Consider the following 20123-nt stretch of genomic DNA (forward strand, 5'->3'; position numbering starts at 1 on the left):
TCTGATTTTTACAAATACATCAATATAAATAAAAAAGAATTCCATAATATTATAGAATTCTCTCTTATTTTCTCATATTTATTAAATATTATTTAATATTTTCAGCTTATCTAGCAAAAACACATTTGCCATTAATATAAGTTTTATTAACTTTTACCTTATCAACATCTTGAGGATTTATAGCAAAAATATCTCTATCAAGTGTTATGAAATTTGCTTTATATCCTGTTTTCAATTGACCAAGATTTTTAAAACCTGCAATTTGCGCTGATTTTTTTGTATATAAAATTATAGCAGTTTTCATATCTATGATTTGGTCATCACCACAATCTGTATCATCATATGCTTTTCTCGTAACAGCTCCTTTGATACAAACAAAAGGATCAGAAGGCACTGCCCATGATGTTGCTGGTGCATCAGTAGAAAAACATAGATTTACTTTTTGCTCTAATAAAGATTTTATTGGATAACATTTTTTCATGATATCTTCGCCCAAATTTTGTAGATAACTTTCTATCTCTGCATAAAGGAAAATAGGTTGAGTTACAAAACCAATATTTTTTTCTACGGCTTTATCAATACTATCTTGACTAGGTAAAGTAATATGTTCAACTCTTACATATGGTCTGTCTTGATTGAGCCAATCTTTTTCTGCATAAACTCTATCCACCACGCGTTTTATGGCATTTGTTCCCATAGCATGCACAGATAATTGACATTTATTTTGCTTACAAAAATCAATTGCAGTCTCTAATTGTTCATCAGAACATACACTTATACCGCAACTATCGCTATTTAAATAAGGCTTATCCATCCACGCAGTTTTACCAGATACACTGCCATCACCAATTAATTTCAATCCAGCAACAAATACTTGATTGTCATTATTTTGCTTTTCCTTGCTAATAGCAAAATCCTTGTCATGCATAAAGAAATCCCACATATAATACATAGAAACTTCTTGCTTAAAACCTTTTGCTATTGCTTTTTTATAATAAGTATAATTATCGGATTTATCCAAATTGCCCATATCACAGACAGCCACTATACCTTGTGAAGTCAATAAATCGCCTAAATCCACTAAATTCTGCACCTTTTCAGCTTCATTTAATTCTGGTATATAAGGCAAAACTAAATTTCTCGCATTTTCTTTTAAAACACCTGTAGGCTCGCCGCATTCATCACGTTCAATTTGCCCGCCTTCTGGATCTTTTGTATTTTTATCTATTCCTGCTAAAGCTAATGCTTTACTATTTACACATCTTATATGACCACAAGTGCGAATGATTGCCACAGGAAAATCTTCTGTTCCTTCATCTAAATCCCAACGAGTTATAGAACGTTTTTCAGCGAATTTCCCTTCATCATAACCCCAGCCCAAAATCCATTCATTCTTATTATCTTTTTTCAATTGTTGAGCTTTTGTTTTTATTTCTGCAATCAAATCTTTTATAGAATTCACCTTTGGAGGTAGTGCTGATATTTCTTTACTAAAATCAGCAAGCATTACAGGGTGCATATGTGCATCTACAAATCCTGGCAATACGCAAGCATTATTTAAATCTATTATCGGATAATCACAAGTTGGTCTATCTTCTTTTTTCCCAATCCATTTTATATAGCCATTTTCCACAATCATACTATCAGCATAAAGATTATCTTCATTTGATGTAAAAATTCTTCCATTTTCATAAATAAAATTATTTTCTTCCATAAAATATGCTCCAAATATTAATTCAAATTAATTATCCCAAACTTCGTAAGCAATACTTTCTTTTTTCTTAAATTTATAGACAACAGCACCTACGATGTAACCCAAAATTGTAGGAATAAGCCATGCAAAGCCTTGTTTAGCTAATGGAATTTGATTGATGATATTCATTAAACCAGAAATATCTATATTCACTAATCCTGTCATCACTGCTAAATTTAAAGCATCAAATAATGACATAACAAAAGCTGCCCAAACAGCACCTTTCCATGCACCATCATTTGGCACCCATTTTTTACCTAAACCTAAGAAAGTCAATACTACTGACATTGGAAATAAAATCATAAAAATAGGGCCAGATATTTTAAGTACATTGCTAACACCAAGACAAGAAATCATAAAAATAGCAATAGTAATCATCAAAGAAGCCTGTCTATAGGAAATTTTACCTTTAAACCATGCTTCTACCCATTGACCAGCAGTAGCTATCATACCTATAGCAGTAGTCAAGCAAGCCAAAATAACAGCAACAGCTAAAATAAAACTACCTTCATAACCTGCTAAATTTTTCACTAAATCAGTGAGCAAAAATGTAGCATTTACATCTAAACTATAATAATTTACACCTTGAGCTCCTAAATATGCTAAGCCAGCATAAACAACAAATAATAAAGTAAATCCTACTAAAATAATACCGAGCATCATTTTATTATATTCTTGTTTATTACAATAACCTTTTTCACGAAAAGCAGTGATAAACATACCTGCACAAATAATACCTGTACCTACATCACCTGTATTATATCCTGTAAAAAATCCATTCAAAAATGACTCTTTGGCTGTAGAAATAGAGCTACTATGTAATGTATCGATAGGATTTACAATGGCTAATACAACAATTGCCAATAAAGTAATAAGTAAAGCTGGTGTCAAATAATTGCCTACTTTATCAATAACAGTGGAACGGTTCATAGCAAAATAATATGATATTGCAAAAAATATAGCTAAAAAAATAATTCTCGCCATGAATGGCAATTCACCAAAAATTCCTTGCATACCAGACTCGAAAGCAACACCGCCACATCTAGGTATAGTACCAAAGATAACAACTAATAAACCAAGTCCCATATATAAATAATGCCACCAACTATTGATATGTTTCATCATATCTTGCAGATTATATCCTACATTACCTACAGAAGCTAAAGCCATCATAGGAAATAAAATTCCTGTAAGTGCTAAACCAATAATTGCCCAGCCAACTTGTTCACCTGATACTAAACCTATAATTGGTGGAAAAATCAAATTGCCTGAACCAAAAAAGATGGCAAACATCGCAAAACCCATAACTAAAATATCTTTTTTCATATTTTTCTTCATCTATCGACCACTCCTCTTTTAAGTTTTATTAATTAATTGCATTTATCTTACATCTTTATCGTATAATTATACCAAAGTTATTCATATTGTCAATGATATACGCAATATAATAAACACTCTATATTTTTTCTTTTTATAATATACATTTGTATTTAAAATTTTATTTTTCGTAACATAATCAAGATTTTAAGATAAAAATTAAAATCATTTTTTTCAATCATCAAAAATCTAAAATAAAAATCTATGTTAAAGTTCATCATACTAATACATCTTATCTGCAAAATTATACTTGCTGTCTTCAAAATCACTAAGTATTGAAGTCCATTTTAGAAAATGATATAATTATTTTATTGTGGATATAGCCACCAGTATTAATTAGCTGGTGGCTATTCTTATCTTAGTTATTTAATTACAATTCAATTTATTTTTAGAAAGGATGTATCTTTTGTTAAATCATAAACAATTATTATATAAAATTTTACCTTATGGCTGTCAGATGAATTTTTCTGATGGTGAACGCTTCGCAGGTCAATTAGAACGCATGGGCTATAAACCTGCCGAAAAATTAGAAGACGCTGATATTATCATCATCAATACTTGCTGTGTTCGTGAAAGTGCCGAAAAGAAAATTTACGGCAAAATTGGCGAAATCAAACATTTAAAACAACAAAAACCAGATTTAATCTTAGGTATCACTGGTTGTATGGCACAAAAAGATGGTGATGCTATCTTCAAAAAAGCTTCTCATGTAGATTTTGTCCTTGGCACAAATAAAATGTATGATTTACCTGCTGTATTAGAAGAAATTTTTGCTTCTCGTGGTCATATTGTCAAATTAGCTGGCGATTATGATATGCCACCAAATGTAGAACCAGCAGAAAATAATTCTCTATTTGCTTTTGTTCCTATTATGTATGGTTGCAATAATTTCTGTACTTATTGTATCGTTCCTTACGTTCGCGGTCGTGAACGCAGTCGTGCACCACAAGAAATCGTTGCAGAAATAACAAAACTTGCTCAAAATGGTGTAAAAGAAGTTACTTTACTCGGTCAAAATGTTAATTCCTACGGAAAAGATAGAGATGATGCTGACTTTGCCGATTTACTTGCTATGGTAGATAAAATCGAAGGCATTGAACGTATTCGCTATATGACTTCTCACCCTCGTGATTTAACAGATAAAGTTATCGAAACTATAAAAAATAGCAAACATATCTGCGAACATTTCCATTTACCAGTTCAATATGGTACAGACAAAATGCTCAAAGCTATGAATCGTGGTTATACTACAGCTTATTATAAAGAACTTGTAGCTAAAATCCGCAGTCAATTCCCTGAAGCTAGTTTCACTACTGATTTAATCGTAGGTTTCCCTGGCGAAACAGATGAAGATTTCGCTCAAATGCTCGAATTCTTAAAAGAAATTCGCTATGACGCTGCTTATACATTCTTATATTCCAAACGTTCTGGTACACCAGCAGCTACTATGGAAAATCAAGTTCCTCAAGAACTCAAAAAAGAACGTCTCCATAAATTAATGGACGCTCAAAATGAAATCAGCTTAGAAATAAATCAATCTTTATTAAATAAAACAGTAGAAGTAATGGTTGAAGGCCCTAGTAAAACTGAACCAAATGTTTATACTGGTCATACTCGCACTAATAAAATTGTGCTTTGGGAACATAAAGATGAACAAATCGGCGATTTAGTTAAAGTAAAAATCACACATCCACAGACATGGGTATTAAAAGGTGAATTGGAGGCGTAAATTTTGAAACTCACTCCAATGATGCAACAGTATCAAACTGTAAAAAATGCACACCCAGACCAAATATTATTCTTTCGTCTAGGTGATTTTTATGAAATGTTTTTGGACGATGCTATACTCGTTTCCAAAGAATTAGAACTCACGTTAACTAAAAGAAGTACAGCAGGTGATGGCATTCCTATGTGTGGAGTGCCTTATCATGCTGCTGAATCTTATATCAATAAATTAGTAAATAAAGGCTATAAAGTAGCTATTTGTGAACAAATTGGCGATCCTAAAGCAAAAGGACTTACAAAACGCGAAGTCATCAAAATCGTAACTCCTGGTACAGTGATGAATGAATCAGCTTTGACTAGCAGTAAAAACAATTATATAGCTTTAATCTATGAAGAAAATCATGCTATTTATTTAGCTGGGGCTGATATCTCCACTGGAGAATGCTTCTATAGTATTTATGATGGCCCTGACCGTTGCCAATTATTATTTGACGAACTTTATCGCTTGATGATGCCAGAATTATTATTAATTAAGCCTTTTTCTTATGAACGTGAATTAAAAAATTTCTTATCTCTCCGTTTAAATAATTGCTTAGTTAATGAATTAACTGAAATCACATCACAAGTCGAAGACCTCATGCTCCAACATTTTGATGTGCATAATCGCCCAGATAATAAAATCGCTCACAAGGCAATCGCTACTTTACTTGAATATTTACATGAAACAGTAAAAACAGATTTAACTCATCTGAATAAATTAACTTATTTAGACTCTTCAAAATCTCTATTTATTGATACCTATACTTTGCGCAACTTAGAAATAACTCGCAATCTTCGCGATGGTGGCAAAAAAGATACATTATATGATGTTTTAGATTTCACCAAAACAGCTATGGGTAGCCGTCTTTTACGTAAATGGCTAGAATATCCATTACTTAGCCCTAAAAAGATAAATGACCGCTTAGATGCTGTAGCTAATCTTGTATCTGATTTTTCCTTGCGTAATAATCTTCGTGAACAATTAAAAGAAATCTATGACTTTGAAAGATTATTGACTCGTATGGAAGTCGGCACAGCAAATGCTCGCGATATGAATGCCCTAAAATCTTCATTATATGTATTGCCTGCTATAAAAAAATCCTTAGCTAAAGCCACTGCTAAATTATTAGTAAATATTCATCAAAAGATTTCTACCTATGATGATTTAGTAGTTCTAATCGATAAAGCAATCGTTGAAGATCCTAGCTTCTCTATCCGTGAAGGTGGCTTCATCAAAGATGGCTACAATCAAGAATTAGATGAATACCGTAATATCGCTAAAAACAGCAAACGTCTTTTACAGCAAATGGAAGAAGACGAAAAAAATAAAACTGGTATCAAATCCTTAAAAATCGGCTATAACAAAGTATTTGGCTATTATATTGAGGTCCGCCATAGCTCCACAGAAATGGTACCTGAAAATTATATTCGTAAACAAACTTTAGCCAATGCTGAACGCTATATCACACCAGAACTCAAAGAATTTGAAACTAAAATTCTCGGTGCACAAGAAAAAATTGTTCAATTAGAATATAATCTCTTTACAGAACTTCGTGATATCTTAAAAACGAAAATAAGCTCCATTCAAAATACCGCTCATGAAATAGCTATTTTAGACGTTTTAGTAAGCTTAGCTCAAGCAGGTGATGAATATAATTACATTCGTCCAAAATTATTAGATGATGGCACTATCCATATCAAAGATGGTAGACATCCTCTTGTTGAACGCATTTTAAATCGAGATTTATTCGTGCCAAATGATACCCATTTGGATAATGATCAAAATGAAATCATGATTATCACTGGCCCTAATATGGCTGGTAAATCAACATATATGCGACAATCTGCTCTACTCACATTGATGACACAAGTAGGCTCTTTCATACCTGCTCGTGAAGCTTCAATTTCTCCTGTGGATAAAATTTTTACACGTATAGGTGCTAGCGACGATTTAGTCAGCGGACAAAGTACTTTCATGGTAGAAATGAATGAAGTATCTCATATTCTAAAATACGCTACAAATAAAAGTCTTGTCATTTTAGATGAAATTGGACGCGGTACAAGTACGTACGATGGTATGAGTATTGCTCGTGCTGTTATTGAACATATACGCGACCATATCGGAGCTAAAACTTTATTTGCTACGCATTACCATGAACTAACTGACCTAGAAGATGATGTTCATGTAAAAAATTATTGTATTGCCGTAAAAGAAAAAGGCTCTGATGTAACCTTCTTACGTCGCATTATTCGCGGTAGTGCTGATAAATCATATGGTATTCATGTTGCTAAATTAGCTGGATTACCTCAAGAAGTTGTCAAACGTGCGGAAACAATTCTCATTGATTTAGAAAATACAGCTCCAACTAAAGAAAAAACTATTATTTCTAAAAATAATTCTGACAAAGACAATATAGATACTACACTAAAACAAGATATAGCTATCACAAATGACACTACTTCAGAAATAAATTATCTTCAAGATAATCAAGAAGATACTGAAACAGCTGATTATCAAGAAAAAACACCAACTTTAACTGCTAACCCAACTAAAAAATTGAAATTCATGCAAGTAGCAGAAATGCCAACTTTATTCGGCGTAAGTATAAGCACTCAATTAAAAGAATTAGATTTAATGAGTATGACACCACTAGACGCCATGAATAAATTATACGAATTGCAACAACAGGCAAAACAAGAGGAGTGATATTATGACTTCTATTCATATTTTAGATGATATCACTGTCGATAAAATAGCAGCTGGTGAAGTTGTCGAGCGACCAGCTTCTGTAATTAAAGAACTTGTAGAAAATTCCATAGATGCTCATGCGGATAAAATCGAAGTAGAAATCTTAGCTGGTGGAACATCTTTTATACGCGTTACAGATAATGGCGATGGTATGGATAATCCAAATGCTAGACTAGCTATCTTGCGTCATGCTACTAGTAAAATCAAACAGGTAGATGATTTGATGTCTATAGATACTCTAGGTTTCCGTGGTGAAGCCTTGCCATCTATCGCTGCTGTATCAAGATTTAATTTGATTACACGTCGCCCACAAGATGATTTAGGCACTACTATAAAATTAACAGGTGGCCGCATTGATGAAATTGAAGATATGGGCTGTAATATTGGTACTACTATCAAAGTAGAAGATTTATTTTTCAATGTACCAGCTCGTAAAAAATTTCTCAAAACCACTACCACAGAAGCAAATAAAATAAATGATTTTATCATAAAATTAGCTTTATCTAAGCCTAATATTGCTTTTAAATTGATTAATAATAATAAAATAGCTATCACTACCCCAGGTAATGGCTCTCTATATGATGCTATTGAATGTATCTATGGTGCTAAAGTCAGCGAAGAATTATTGCCCATCGAAGCTATAACGGACGATATCAAAGTAACAGGCTTCATCTCTAAACCTGCTATTATCCGCAGTTCTCGTTCTTGGCAAACATTCGTCATCAATGGTCGCGTAGTCAATAGTAGAATTATTTCCAAAGCAATCGACAATGCTTACCATTCGTTACTGCCAAAATCTGGATATCCATTTGTTATTTTAAATATTGAAATCAACAAACGAACTATTGATATCAACGTACATCCTCAAAAAGCGGAAATAAAATTTGAAGATGAATCCTTATTATTCAAGACTATATATCACGCCGTTTTAGAAGCTGTTAAACCTAGTGATAATCAATCTTTAAGTGATTTTGCTATTCCTGTAACAGATAAAGCATTGCATATTGAAAAAACAGTGCCTGAACAAATCAATATGGATTTACCTGAAGACAATCCATCTACTCCATCAAATTCATTTAAACAAAATTCAATTAACCATATACCATCATTAAAAAATAATACAACTCCTTTAACAGCAGATTTAAATAAATTTCGCCAAGCAAGAGAAACACTTCATCCTAATTTATCTAATCATCACAGCAATACTGTTAAAGAAACTGCTATTCAAGATTACCAAACAAATGCTACTACAAAACCTCAAACAGATATAAATATTTCATCTAGCGAAAACTCGACAGATTGTCAAAATTCTACTCAACTATTAAAAGAAGCTGTCAACCTAACTCCAATTGGACAAATTGATGCTTGCTTCATTGTTGCTCAAGGCCCTAATGGAGGAATGTACATCATTGACCAACATGCTGCACATGAACGCATCTTATACGATAAATTTGCTAAACAAACTGAGCGAATTCATGTTCAACCATTATTGATGCATTTATTTTTAGATGTAAATAATAGTGAATTAACTCTAATTGAAGAAAATCAACAAATTTTATATGATTTAGGCTTTAACGTGGAATTAGCAGGACAAAATCAAATCCGTTTAAAAGAAGTTCCTGCTGATATAAAACCACAAGAAAGTGAAGATATTTTCCGTGAAATTTTAATTTCACTTTCTCAGTTGCACACACCTACTCCTCAAGAAATCCGTCATTCCTGTTTAGCTATGACAGCTTGCAAAGCAGCTATCAAAGCAGGCGATATCTTAAATATCACACAGATGAAAATAATCTTAAATGAACTCGCACAAACGACTTTACCATACACCTGCCCACACGGCAGACCAACCATCATAAAATTTAGTACTTATGATTTGGAAAAGATGTTTAAACGAGTACAATAATAAAAAAAGCCCCTAATAGGGGCTTTTTTTATATCAAAAATTAATTTTATTTATAAAAAAATCACCTTAAGAATTTACTATATTAAAAATTACTGATACAATTAGTATTAATTAACTAAAAATTTTTATTTGGGAGGTATATTGTTTTATCTATTTTATTAACTTTAGTTAATTTTTATTAATTATTAAAACTAAAATATACAAAGTAATATATATGTTTTTTATTAATTATTTAATTACTATTATTACATCAATCGCTATATTAATTATTTAATGTTTTTTATGAAATGATACTTCATAATCATTTGCTAATTTAAATATATTAGGAACTTTTATCTGTATTACAAAAAACATAACAATAATTTATTATGTCTTGAAAATAAATTTGTAAGGAAGTGATTTATAACTATATTATAAAAATAAATATATATTACGTAAAAAAATAAATTTATTAATTAAGAGGAGTTATATATGTTTTTTCTAGATAATATAATTACAATTATAACAATAATATTAATGGTAGTTGCTTGGTGGCTTTTTTATGGAAAAAAGTTTTTTCAAAACCTTAAAGAAAATCCTTATTTTGAAAATGATGCTTCACAAGCATTTGCTAGTTTAGGGGTATTAGGGACTTTTATTGGTATTACATTTGGTCTGTTGTTTTTTGATACACATAACCTCGAAAAAAGTGTACCAGCTTTATTAGATGGTATGAAGTCTGCCTTTTTTACTTCTATCGTCGGTATGGCTGGTTCATTAGGAACAAAATGGTGGCAAAGAAAAAAACAAAAAGAATATGACTTATCTCAACCATTAGATGAAGTCGATGAAAACGCTACTATTGCTACATTAATAGAATATTTGCAAGAAAAAAATATTGAAACCACAAAATTTAATACTCAACTAATACAAACGCTTCAAGAGCAAAATATACATAACACTAATTATCATGAAGAAAAAATCAAATCAGATAAACATCTTCTTGATGCAATTAATACTATGAGTAAATCTATTTCTGGTGAAAGTGATACAACATTACTATCACAATTAAAAAACTTAAGAATTGCTATTATTGATGAAGAAAAAGAAACTCGTTCAGAAATACAACTTATGCGTGAAGGAATGATATCTGCTTTCAATGAATTTGCTCATCAAATGGCTGAAAATAATTCAAAAGCATTTATTAAAGCTTTAGAAGAAACTATTAAAGATTTTAATACTAAGATTCAAGAACAATTTGGAGAAAACTTTAAGCAACTTAATATTGCTGTAGGTAAATTACTTGTATGGCAAGAAGAATATAAAAATACTATTGTTGAAGTAACAGAAAATCAAAAAGTGATTTTTGAAGGTATTGAACAAGCAAAATCTTCATTAAAAGATATGGCAAATAATTCATATAGTATACAAGAATCTGCCCAATTATTATCAAATATAATTTTAACAGCTCAAAAATATCAAGAAGAATTACTTATTTCCTTAAATACACTAGTAGAAATTTCTAAAGAAGCAAAACAATTCATACCTGCATTAAATGAAACATTGACACAAGCTACTAATAATATAACTATGTCATCTTCTTTAGCTCATGAACAGATAGCTAAACTACATAATTTAGCTCAAGAAAATATGACAAAATCTATACAGGAAACAACAGAATTAGCTCAAAAAGCTATTCAAAATATCGATTACTATTTAGCAACAACTCAAAATAGTATCAATAAAACATCTGAACAAATATCTTCTTTATCAAATAAAGCAACTGAAAGTATAGATCAATACTTAGGAAATGTAGTTAATAATCTAGAGCATCATGATACTATATTACAACAATCATTTAATGCAACTAATAAAGCAATTGAAAATACTACATCTACACTTGAAAAAAATGTAACTGATTTCCATAAAGATTTAAAAAATAAACTAGATGATGTCAATATTAAATTTAAAGATAACCTTAATGATTTAAATAATAAAACTAACCATATAATTGAAAAACAAATCAATGTTATGAATGAAAATATTGAAAAAATATCTATTTCTGCCATAGAAAAATTAGACAAAGATATTCAAAATATGCTAAAACGACTAAAAGATATTTCCGATAACATGATTAAAATGATTAATACTCATGAAAGTGAATTAAATAATGCTTTTGATAAAACAAATAGAGCTATAAGTGCTTCTACAGATAAATTAGAACGTAGTGCTTTAGAAGTTACACAAAATATTTCTGATAGATTAGTAGAAATGAATAAACAAAACACAGAAGCACTTCGTAAAACTACAGAAAATGTAAATAAAAATCTTGAAGATGTTATGGGTGAATCAATGAAACAATTTGCTAATCAATTAGCTTTAATCTCAAATAAATTTGCCCAAGATTATACTCCATTAGCAGAAAAATTAAGAGAAGTAGTACAAATTAGCAGAAGAATATCTTAAGTATGGTGATGTTTTATTATGCAAAAACGTAAATTTAAAGTTACTGAAAATTATTGGATGTCTGTTTCTGATATGATGTCTGCATTAATGATAATTTTCTTATTTATAGCAATTGCTTTTATGATAAAAGTACAACAGCAACAAGATGCTATGAATCATCTCATTATTGATTATAGAGATGTAAAAGTTAACATCTATAACGATTTATATAATGAATTTAAAAATGATTTTTCAAAATGGGATGCAGAAATCGATCCACAAACATTATCTATAAGATTCCAAGAACCTGATGTATTATTTGAGGCTGGTTCTAAAGAAATAAATCCAAAATTCAAATCCATATTAGATGACTTTTTTCCTCGATATATTGCAATACTATCTCAAAAATATGGAGATGATATTCAAGAAATTCGTATAGAGGGACACACTTCATCTGAATGGAATGATCAACATGGTACAATGGATGCTTATTTCAAAAATATGGAACTTTCACAGGCTCGTACAAGAACTGTACTAGAATATACTATTACTCTTCCAGCCGTTACTAATCAACAAGAATGGTTAATTGAAAAAATTACCGCCAATGGGCTTTCTTATAGTCAAAGAATAAAAGAAAATGGTGTTGAAAATCCTGATAAATCTCGTAGAGTTGAATTTAGGATTAGAACAAAAGCCGAAGATACAATGGATGAATTAATAAAGGATAGATTCGAATGACTTTACTTAGAAATATAAATTTTTCTGATATATTTAGCGATATAAGAGACAATATGAATATTGATAATAAATTAATAGTCGATAAGAATTTTGGTAAATTTTCATTTAATACAGATTGGGAAACTATCGAAATATCTGGTATAACAATTACTCCATTAGATAAAAATTTCTCAATTAAAAATAATGAACTATTTTATAAAAATACTAAAGTTCTATTATATATACGTGATCAAGCTATGTATGGACAACCTGAAGATGCTTTAAAAAATTATAAATCTGCTTATAAATTTCATTTGTCTTGGTGCCAAACATTACAAACTATGTTTAATAGTGGAAAATATGAAAAATATGTCGTTTCAACTAGACAAGATGATGTACTTTTAGTTCGAGCAATTGGAAGTAATAATAAAGTATATGAATCTGAACAAAAACTTCATGTTTGTAGATATTGCTTAAGTACATTAAATTATAAAGGATATAGATACGCCACTAAATCACAAAAAGATAAAATTTATAATGAATTTTCATTAAAAGAATTTTTTAATGTGCAAAACAGCGATTATTCTTTCCACGATATGCCTAAACATGATGAATATAGTGCAAAAACTAATATTTATCCTGACAATTGGGAGCATGTTTCTGAATTACACAGGAAATTATGTCATTATCGATGTGAACGCTGTGGTAAAGATTGTTCACATGATCATAAATTACTACATGTCCATCACATAAATGGTAATAAACAAGATTTACGCCAAACAAATTTGATTGCGTTATGTCGTGAATGTCATATACAAGAACATCCTCATATGAGAAACTTATATTAAAATAACAAAGGACGTGTATCTTATGTTTAAACAACTCAAAAGGAAAACTGCCATTATTTTATTAACTTTAGTTACTTTATTGATGACCTTAAATATAGCAACAGCTACAACTTATATTGGTTCGTCTCAAAGCAATAAATTTCACTATACAGATTGTCGCTGGGCTAAAAAAATCAATCCTGGTAATGCCATATATTTTAGTAGTCGTGAAGAAGCTTTTAGCTATGGCTATGTACCTTGCAAAGTATGTAAACCATAAAATATTAATTTTAGTCAATTAAATTTTTAATTAAGACTTAGTTTTTCATTTAATAAACTAAGTCTTTTTATTTTTTATTAATCATTTTCAAAAATTTAATTGAATTATTAGAATAAAACGAATATACTTTAAATAGTACATTAGTTTATACTTAGACAAAAACAAAATAAATATCCCTTTTTCTAACAAATCGCTTAAGACTATTAATAAATTTCAAAGGAGTGTATATCCACAAAGATTAATTAAATAAGTATTTCACTAAAATGACAATTAAACATATTATTTTCAAGCTAACTAATGTACTAATCAAGAAGCTAATCTTTTAGAGAAATTTTTAATTATTAATGTTGATAAATCATCAAATATAAATTATTTGCAATTAATCATTCTCTATTAAATTCTAGTGATATTCTATTTTATTAATCTAAATAATATTACGCTAAGCTTCCAATGAAATTTACTAAAAAGTTATGAAAAGAGATGAATATTATCATGGAGAACTCTAACAAACAAGCACCAAACTTTTTAACTAAAAAATTAATCAATTTCGGTGATGCTCACAAGGAACAAACAGATTTATATCTTGCTAATATAAAACAAGATAAATTTTATAAAAAAGATTCATTTATCATCATTACATGGCTTTTATTTTATCCACTAGGTATCTTCTTAATGTATAAATATAGTCTCAAGCTAAGAAAATTTAGACATTTATTTAATATCGTACCTTTAATTGTAATTGCTCTAGCTAACAAAACCATAGCTATGATTTTAGGTTTATGTATACCTTTTATCTTCATTCCTATTTTTACCATCAGCCTTTTTTATTGCTTAGTTAGAACAAGATATTTCATGCCTTCTTGTGCAGGTATTATTGCAAGTTGTATCGGATTTTTAGTATTTACATTCTTTCATATTTAATAATTAACAAATAAAAAAGCTATTTGAGCATATATCCATTTTTTAGGATAATCTCAAATAGCTTTTTTATTAATCTTTAATCATTTTATTTATCAGTCATCATTGCCAAACATAGCCATAATCATCTGTAAAAGTCTTAAAATCTCGATATAGAGCCATACAAGAGTTAAGAGTAAACCAAATGCACAGAAGTATTCATAGTACTTCGGAGCCCCATAAGCTACAGCTTGTTCAATATTATCAAAGTCTAAAAGCAAATTAAATGCTGCTACACCTGCGATAATAAAGCCAATCGCTATACCAAAAATACCACTTGTTGGCATCATATGGAAACCGAATAAACTTGCAATGATATTCACGAAATAGAAAATCGCTACAGCACCTGTCATGGAAATAATCACAGAACGCACTGTTTCTGTAACTTTTATAATACGTGTTTTCCATAAGACAAGCATAAAAATCATTGTAGCCAAAGTAATTCCTACTGCAATAGCAGAAATACCAAAATACATTCTTTCAAATTGAGCAGAAATAATACCAAGCACTGCACCTTCAAAAACGGCATAGCCAGGTGTTGTCATTGGTGCTAAATGTGGTTTAAAGCAAGTAACAAGTGTTAAAACTACACCCACAATCATACCTAATATCAATACACCATAAGCAGCTGGGCTATTGGCTAAAAATACACCTGAAGCAATTGCTGATGCAATAGTAACAAGTGTCAAGCCAAATGCCTTTGTAATCGTACCTTTCAAAGTGGCAGGAGAATCTACATATTCCGTAGACGCCTTGCCTATTATTTTCATAGCTGGATTTGCCATTAAAATCCTCTCCTTAAACATACATAAATTCTTTCTTTTTATTATATCATACTATTTTATAGTAGAATAGGTAGGATTTATTAAATCTATATTAAATTTAAATCAAAAATTCATGCATATCTATTCAGGAAAATTATATATTAGTTAAGTATCTTTAGATATACTTAATTTTTTAACTTATAGCTTTTGTACTACTTCTAACAATCAATTTAGGTTCTAAAATAATGATTTTACTATCTATATTTTCCTCACTATTTACTAATTGATTAATTACTTCTGTTGCCTTTTGTCCAATTGCATCTATCGGTTGACGAACTGTTGTCAAAGGAACTTCTAATAATGACGCAAACGCAATATCATCATAACCCACAATAGAAATATCTCTAGGTACTATTAAATTATGTTCTTTAATACTAGCTAATGCCCCCATAGCCGAGAAATCATTTGCTGCAAATACTGCCGTTATATTTTTCGCTAATAAATTATCACAGCCTATTTTCCCTTTTTCAAAAGAATAATCTCCTTCAAAAATTAGATTTTCATCTATTTTTATGCCATTATCTTTCAATGCTTGTTTATAGCCTGCTAGTCTTTGTCGTGCATCATCTAAAATTAAAGGCCCAGTTATACAGCCTATTTTTTTATGCCCTAATTTTATCAAATGTTCTGTCGCCAAATATGCACCTTGCAAATGATCAACACTGATTTTATATTTACCGATATCAAACATATCACGGTCAATTAGACAATATGGTATCTTATTATCCTCTAAAAAATTTATGGTTTCTTCAACTTCTTTTTCCGTGCTATTAGCTGCCATACTTAAAAAGATACCATCGACCATATAATCACAGAGCATTTTTAAATGCTTTAGCTCTTGTTTATGATTATTATCTGAATTACAAATCAATAAATTCCAGTCGTATTTATGACACTCATCTTCTAAAACTTTAGCTGTATATGAAAAAAACTGATTTCTAATATCCGGTAATACAAAACCAATAATATTGCTTTGCTTTTTTACTAAGCCTACAGCCATCTTATTTGGTCTATATCCCATTTCTTTTACAGCTTTAGCAATGATTAATTTTGTTTCTCGAGGAATATGATTTGCTTTATCATTTAATACCAAAGAAATTGTTGTAACTGAAAAACCCGTTTTTTGTGCTATATCCTTGATAGTAACACGTGACTTCATATTTATTCAAACCTTTATTATTTATTTATAAATATTATAGAAAAAATGTTTTTTCAGTTCAATCCACTTCTGCAATTTTAGGAATAGAAATGCTTGCTCCTTTTCTTGATACTGTAATTGAAGACGCTTTGCTTGCTTTTTGTAAACTTTCTTCAATAGATTTACCTTGTTGTCTTAAAGCAATGAAATATCCTGTAAAAGTATCTCCAGCAGCTGTTGTATCTACAGCATCAACTTTATATGCAGGTTGAAAAATATTTATATCTTTATGACGATAATATGCACCTTTATCACCAAAAGTTAAAATAATTTCTAATTCAGGATATTTGCTAGCTAAACTATCTAATATATCTTCAACTTTTTCTTTATCAGCTAAATATGCCCCTTCATGTTCATTGACAAAAATTCCATCTATTGCCTGCATATTATATTTATTAAGATTTTCATTGATTGGTGAAGGATTTAGATAAATTTTCATTTGTTTAGCTTTTGCTACTTCAATAATATAATCAATATTGGAAATTTCATTTTGTAAAATTAAAATATCACCTTGTGCAAAATCGTGCATTACTTCATCAATATAAGCTTTATCCACTTCATAATTAGCTCCATGAAATAAAATAATGCAATTTTGTCCATGTTTATCAACTTGAATAATAGCCTGTCCACTTGCTGTTTCTACTGTTTTAATCAAAGATGTATCTACATTATTATCTTTTAAAGATTGTAATAAAATCTCTCCATCTTTACCAACACAACCAGCATGCATGATATTTCCGCCAGCTTTAGCTACGGCAATTGACTGATTTAAACCTTTACCGCCTACACTTTCACTAAAACTTACAGAGTCGATAGTTTCTCCACCTTTTACAATTTCTTCAACAGTATAAACCTTATCAATATTTAACGAACCGAAATTTAAAATCTTCATAAATAACTTCTCCTTTATTTTTATCTATTTTAATAAAACGTTTTACTTGATTTTTAAAAACTATAATTATAATACAATCATTTTTTCAATTAGTCAATATTATCTAAAAATAAAAAATTATTTATAAGAAAAAAGCTTTCTACATAGATAAAAAATCTTGTAGAAAGCCCTTTTTATTTTACAAGCTCTATTAATTTTTGTTTTACTGCTGGTAAAAAGAATTTACAATTTCTCATCTGTGTTTCACTGATACCAAAAGTTTCGCCATCTTCAATCAAAGCGATTAAATTATCCACAGCACCAGCCATTACACAAAGTTCTTTAAATGTAAAATCATTTACATGATTAGTAAATTTATCTAAAGATAAATGTGCTAAATCTTTTGCTTTTTCTTCTTCTTTTTTAGAAGTCAATCCAGCAAAGTCAGTCTGTAAAAAAATACTTAAAGCAAATCTTATTACATTTGCTTCTTCTCCAGAAAATAAAGCTTTTTGAGAATTTAATGGTAACATTTTAAAACCTCGCTATTTATGTATTATACTAAATATCAATGTTTTTCATTATACCATAAATTTTATTGTTAATATATTATTATTTTGTCAAAGTGAATGTATCTATTTGTGTACTATCTGGCAAATAACAATTAAAAGTTAAACTATTTTCATCAGCTTCTAAAACTAAATAATTATTAGTTTCTGGCTGTGGTGGTACATATTCATCAAGTGGATTTTTATGCCATAAACTTGGATAACGTACATTACCTGCTACGCCTGTAAGTATATACAATGTTCCCTGTTCATTTTGTGCAAAATCTCTGATTAAAGCTCTGCGTCTATAAGTGTGTAAATGTGCTGTTAATACTGCATCAACATCATATTTATCAAATATCGGCATATAGATTTCACCATGTCTGGAAAAGCTTATTTCATCACCTAATGGTTTTGCATCTCTGCCATAATTTAGAATATCTCTATGCATTAATACAACTTTCCATTTTTTATCTGTAGTAGCTAAATCATTTTCTAGCCATTTAATCTGTTCATTCAATAAATCTGGCTCAAATTCTGCCATTTCATCATCTTGAGTATTAATCACAGTAAAATGAACATCACCATAATCAAATGAATAATATTGATTTTGGTATTTATCATTGCCATTTGTTGGTAATTTAAACATTTCTAAATACACATTCGGCATAGCTACTTGCCAATCAGTGGTATAAGTTTCATGATTTCCCTGCACTGGCGCTACTGGTATATTATTTACCATTGGTTCTACACCATTAAACCAGCCATTCCACTGCACTAAATCATATCCATTATCTACTAAATCGCCCATATTTATGAAAAAATCACTATCTTGATTATTTTGCCATGCATTCATTGCCAATGATTTCCATTCAGTATAATCATTTGATTGAGAATCAGGGAAAATCAAAGCCTTGAATTTATTATTATTTTCTTTTGCTGTTTTTAATTTATACCAATCACTGCGATTATTTTCAAAACCCAATCTATAATCATAGACCATATCAGCTTTTAAATTTTCTAAAGTTACAGCATAAATATAAATCTTCTTATTATCGATATCTAAAACACTTTTCTGTGGTTTAGCTTGTAAAATTTCATCTTCATTTTCTTGCTTATACTCTAAAATAAAGTCTTCTCTATCATTCAAAGATTGCCACATAATAGTTCTACTATTAACACTATCTTTTGTAATTACTTGATGTAAATTCATATATTCTTCACTATTTAATAAATTATATACTTTTGTAGCAAAAAATATCTGTTCTATTTTATTTCTAAGTGGTGAATATGACATTATTCCTACTGCACAGATAATTATTAATAACAATACACTAATAACTATTCTTTTTTTCATTAAATCACCTCATATTTTTTTATCAAACATTTTTCCCCATTTCATATGCTTCTTGCATAGCTTTAGTGCCTTTTATTTCTCCTTTTTGCCAAGCACCCACACCATAAATAATACCTTTTTCAGTTGGATTTTCTAAACAATCTAATAAGCCTCTAAAGCATTCAATACTTCTTTCCATCATATTTAAGTCAGTTTCTGCTGCTGTGATTATAAAATAAAATTCTTTATTGCTTAAACTTGTATATTGAGGCACAATTCTATCAATTAAAGTCTTCATCTGAGCATTAATTGTATAAAAATAAACAGGACTAGCCATAACGATGACATCAGCTTTGAGTAATTTAACTAAAATCTCTTTCATATCATCTTTTTGCACACATTCATGTGTAGTATTGCAAACACCACAACCTGTACAATATTTTATATTTTTATCTGCTAAAAAAATTTTTTCTACATCATGACCAGCTTCAGTAGCACCTTTCATAAATTCATCACATAAAATATCAGAATTTCCTTTTCTTCTTGGACTAGCTGACAATATAACAACATTCTTTTTCATTGTAATCTCTCC

16 protein-coding genes are annotated in these 20123 nt (G+C 29.7%); 8 read left to right on the plus strand and 8 right to left on the minus strand.

Annotation, left to right across the window (positions count from 1 at the left end; all coding sequences use genetic code 11):
• Positions 1-106: 106 nt before the first annotated feature.
• Both AC5LAX_RS03835 and brnQ read right to left on the minus strand, forming a co-directional pair.
• Positions 107-1714, minus strand: coding sequence for an amidohydrolase (locus AC5LAX_RS03835; RefSeq protein ID WP_288909531.1), 1608 nt, complete (start codon positions 1712-1714; stop codon positions 107-109).
• A 27-nt stretch (positions 1715-1741) separates the two neighbouring features.
• A complete protein-coding gene (gene brnQ / locus AC5LAX_RS03840) occupies positions 1742-3091 on the minus strand; it encodes a branched-chain amino acid transport system II carrier protein (RefSeq protein WP_288909532.1) in 1350 nt (449 codons plus the stop codon).
• 436 nt (positions 3092-3527) lie between these two features.
• On the opposite strand from brnQ, the gene miaB reads away from it, so the two are divergent.
• The 8 genes from miaB to AC5LAX_RS03880 all read left to right on the plus strand — a co-directional run bounded on the left by miaB (position 3528) and on the right by AC5LAX_RS03880 (position 14718).
• A complete protein-coding gene (gene miaB, locus AC5LAX_RS03845) occupies positions 3528-4859 on the plus strand; it encodes a tRNA (N6-isopentenyl adenosine(37)-C2)-methylthiotransferase MiaB (RefSeq protein WP_033405803.1) in 1332 nt (443 codons plus the stop codon).
• Positions 4860-4862: 3 nt separating this feature from the next.
• On the plus strand, positions 4863-7601 hold the full coding sequence (mutS, locus tag AC5LAX_RS03850) for a DNA mismatch repair protein MutS (protein WP_288909533.1): 2739 nt from the start codon (positions 4863-4865) through the stop codon (positions 7599-7601).
• Between the two features lie 4 nt (positions 7602-7605).
• Complete coding sequence (mutL, locus tag AC5LAX_RS03855; RefSeq protein ID WP_288909534.1) at positions 7606-9549, plus strand: DNA mismatch repair endonuclease MutL; 1944 nt, start codon at positions 7606-7608, stop codon at positions 9547-9549.
• Between the two features lie 471 nt (positions 9550-10020).
• Positions 10021-11994 carry a hypothetical protein gene (locus tag AC5LAX_RS03860; RefSeq protein WP_288909535.1) on the plus strand — a complete coding sequence of 658 codons (1974 nt, stop codon included), beginning with the start codon at positions 10021-10023 and terminating at the stop codon, positions 11992-11994.
• An 18-nt stretch (positions 11995-12012) separates the two neighbouring features.
• Complete coding sequence (locus tag AC5LAX_RS03865; RefSeq protein ID WP_288909537.1) at positions 12013-12711, plus strand: OmpA/MotB family protein; 699 nt, start codon at positions 12013-12015, stop codon at positions 12709-12711.
• On the plus strand, positions 12708-13538 hold the full coding sequence (locus AC5LAX_RS03870; protein WP_278402724.1) for an HNH endonuclease: 831 nt from the start codon (positions 12708-12710) through the stop codon (positions 13536-13538). The genes AC5LAX_RS03865 and AC5LAX_RS03870 overlap by 4 nt, the downstream gene beginning before the upstream one ends.
• Positions 13539-13560: 22 nt before the next feature.
• On the plus strand, positions 13561-13797 hold the full coding sequence (locus AC5LAX_RS03875; protein WP_278402725.1) for an Ada metal-binding domain-containing protein: 237 nt from the start codon (positions 13561-13563) through the stop codon (positions 13795-13797).
• Between the two features lie 492 nt (positions 13798-14289).
• Positions 14290-14718, plus strand: a complete 429-nt coding sequence (locus AC5LAX_RS03880) for a hypothetical protein (RefSeq protein ID WP_224169007.1) — start codon at positions 14290-14292, stop codon at positions 14716-14718.
• Between the two features lie 92 nt (positions 14719-14810).
• Here the strand turns inward: AC5LAX_RS03880 and AC5LAX_RS03885 are convergent, their stop codons facing one another.
• The 6 genes from AC5LAX_RS03885 to AC5LAX_RS03910 form a co-directional block, all read right to left on the minus strand.
• Positions 14811-15539 carry a Bax inhibitor-1/YccA family protein gene (locus AC5LAX_RS03885; protein WP_288909538.1) on the minus strand — a complete coding sequence of 243 codons (729 nt, stop codon included), beginning with the start codon at positions 15537-15539 and terminating at the stop codon, positions 14811-14813.
• A 172-nt stretch (positions 15540-15711) separates the two neighbouring features.
• Positions 15712-16737: a LacI family DNA-binding transcriptional regulator gene (locus tag AC5LAX_RS03890; RefSeq protein WP_118035568.1), complete on the minus strand. Its 1026-nt coding sequence runs from the start codon at positions 16735-16737 to the stop codon at positions 15712-15714.
• A 58-nt stretch (positions 16738-16795) separates the two neighbouring features.
• Positions 16796-17668, minus strand: coding sequence for a ribokinase (locus AC5LAX_RS03895; RefSeq protein WP_288909539.1), 873 nt, complete (start codon positions 17666-17668; stop codon positions 16796-16798).
• Positions 17669-17841: 173 nt separating this feature from the next.
• Complete coding sequence (locus AC5LAX_RS03900; protein WP_008537594.1) at positions 17842-18180, minus strand: hypothetical protein; 339 nt, start codon at positions 18178-18180, stop codon at positions 17842-17844.
• 79 nt (positions 18181-18259) lie between these two features.
• A complete protein-coding gene (locus AC5LAX_RS03905; protein WP_288909540.1) occupies positions 18260-19552 on the minus strand; it encodes a purple acid phosphatase family protein in 1293 nt (430 codons plus the stop codon).
• Between the two features lie 22 nt (positions 19553-19574).
• Positions 19575-20111, minus strand: a complete 537-nt coding sequence (locus tag AC5LAX_RS03910) for a flavodoxin family protein (RefSeq protein ID WP_288909541.1) — start codon at positions 20109-20111, stop codon at positions 19575-19577.
• Positions 20112-20123: the final 12 nt, after the last annotated feature.

The organism is Megamonas sp. (assembly GCF_986095205.1).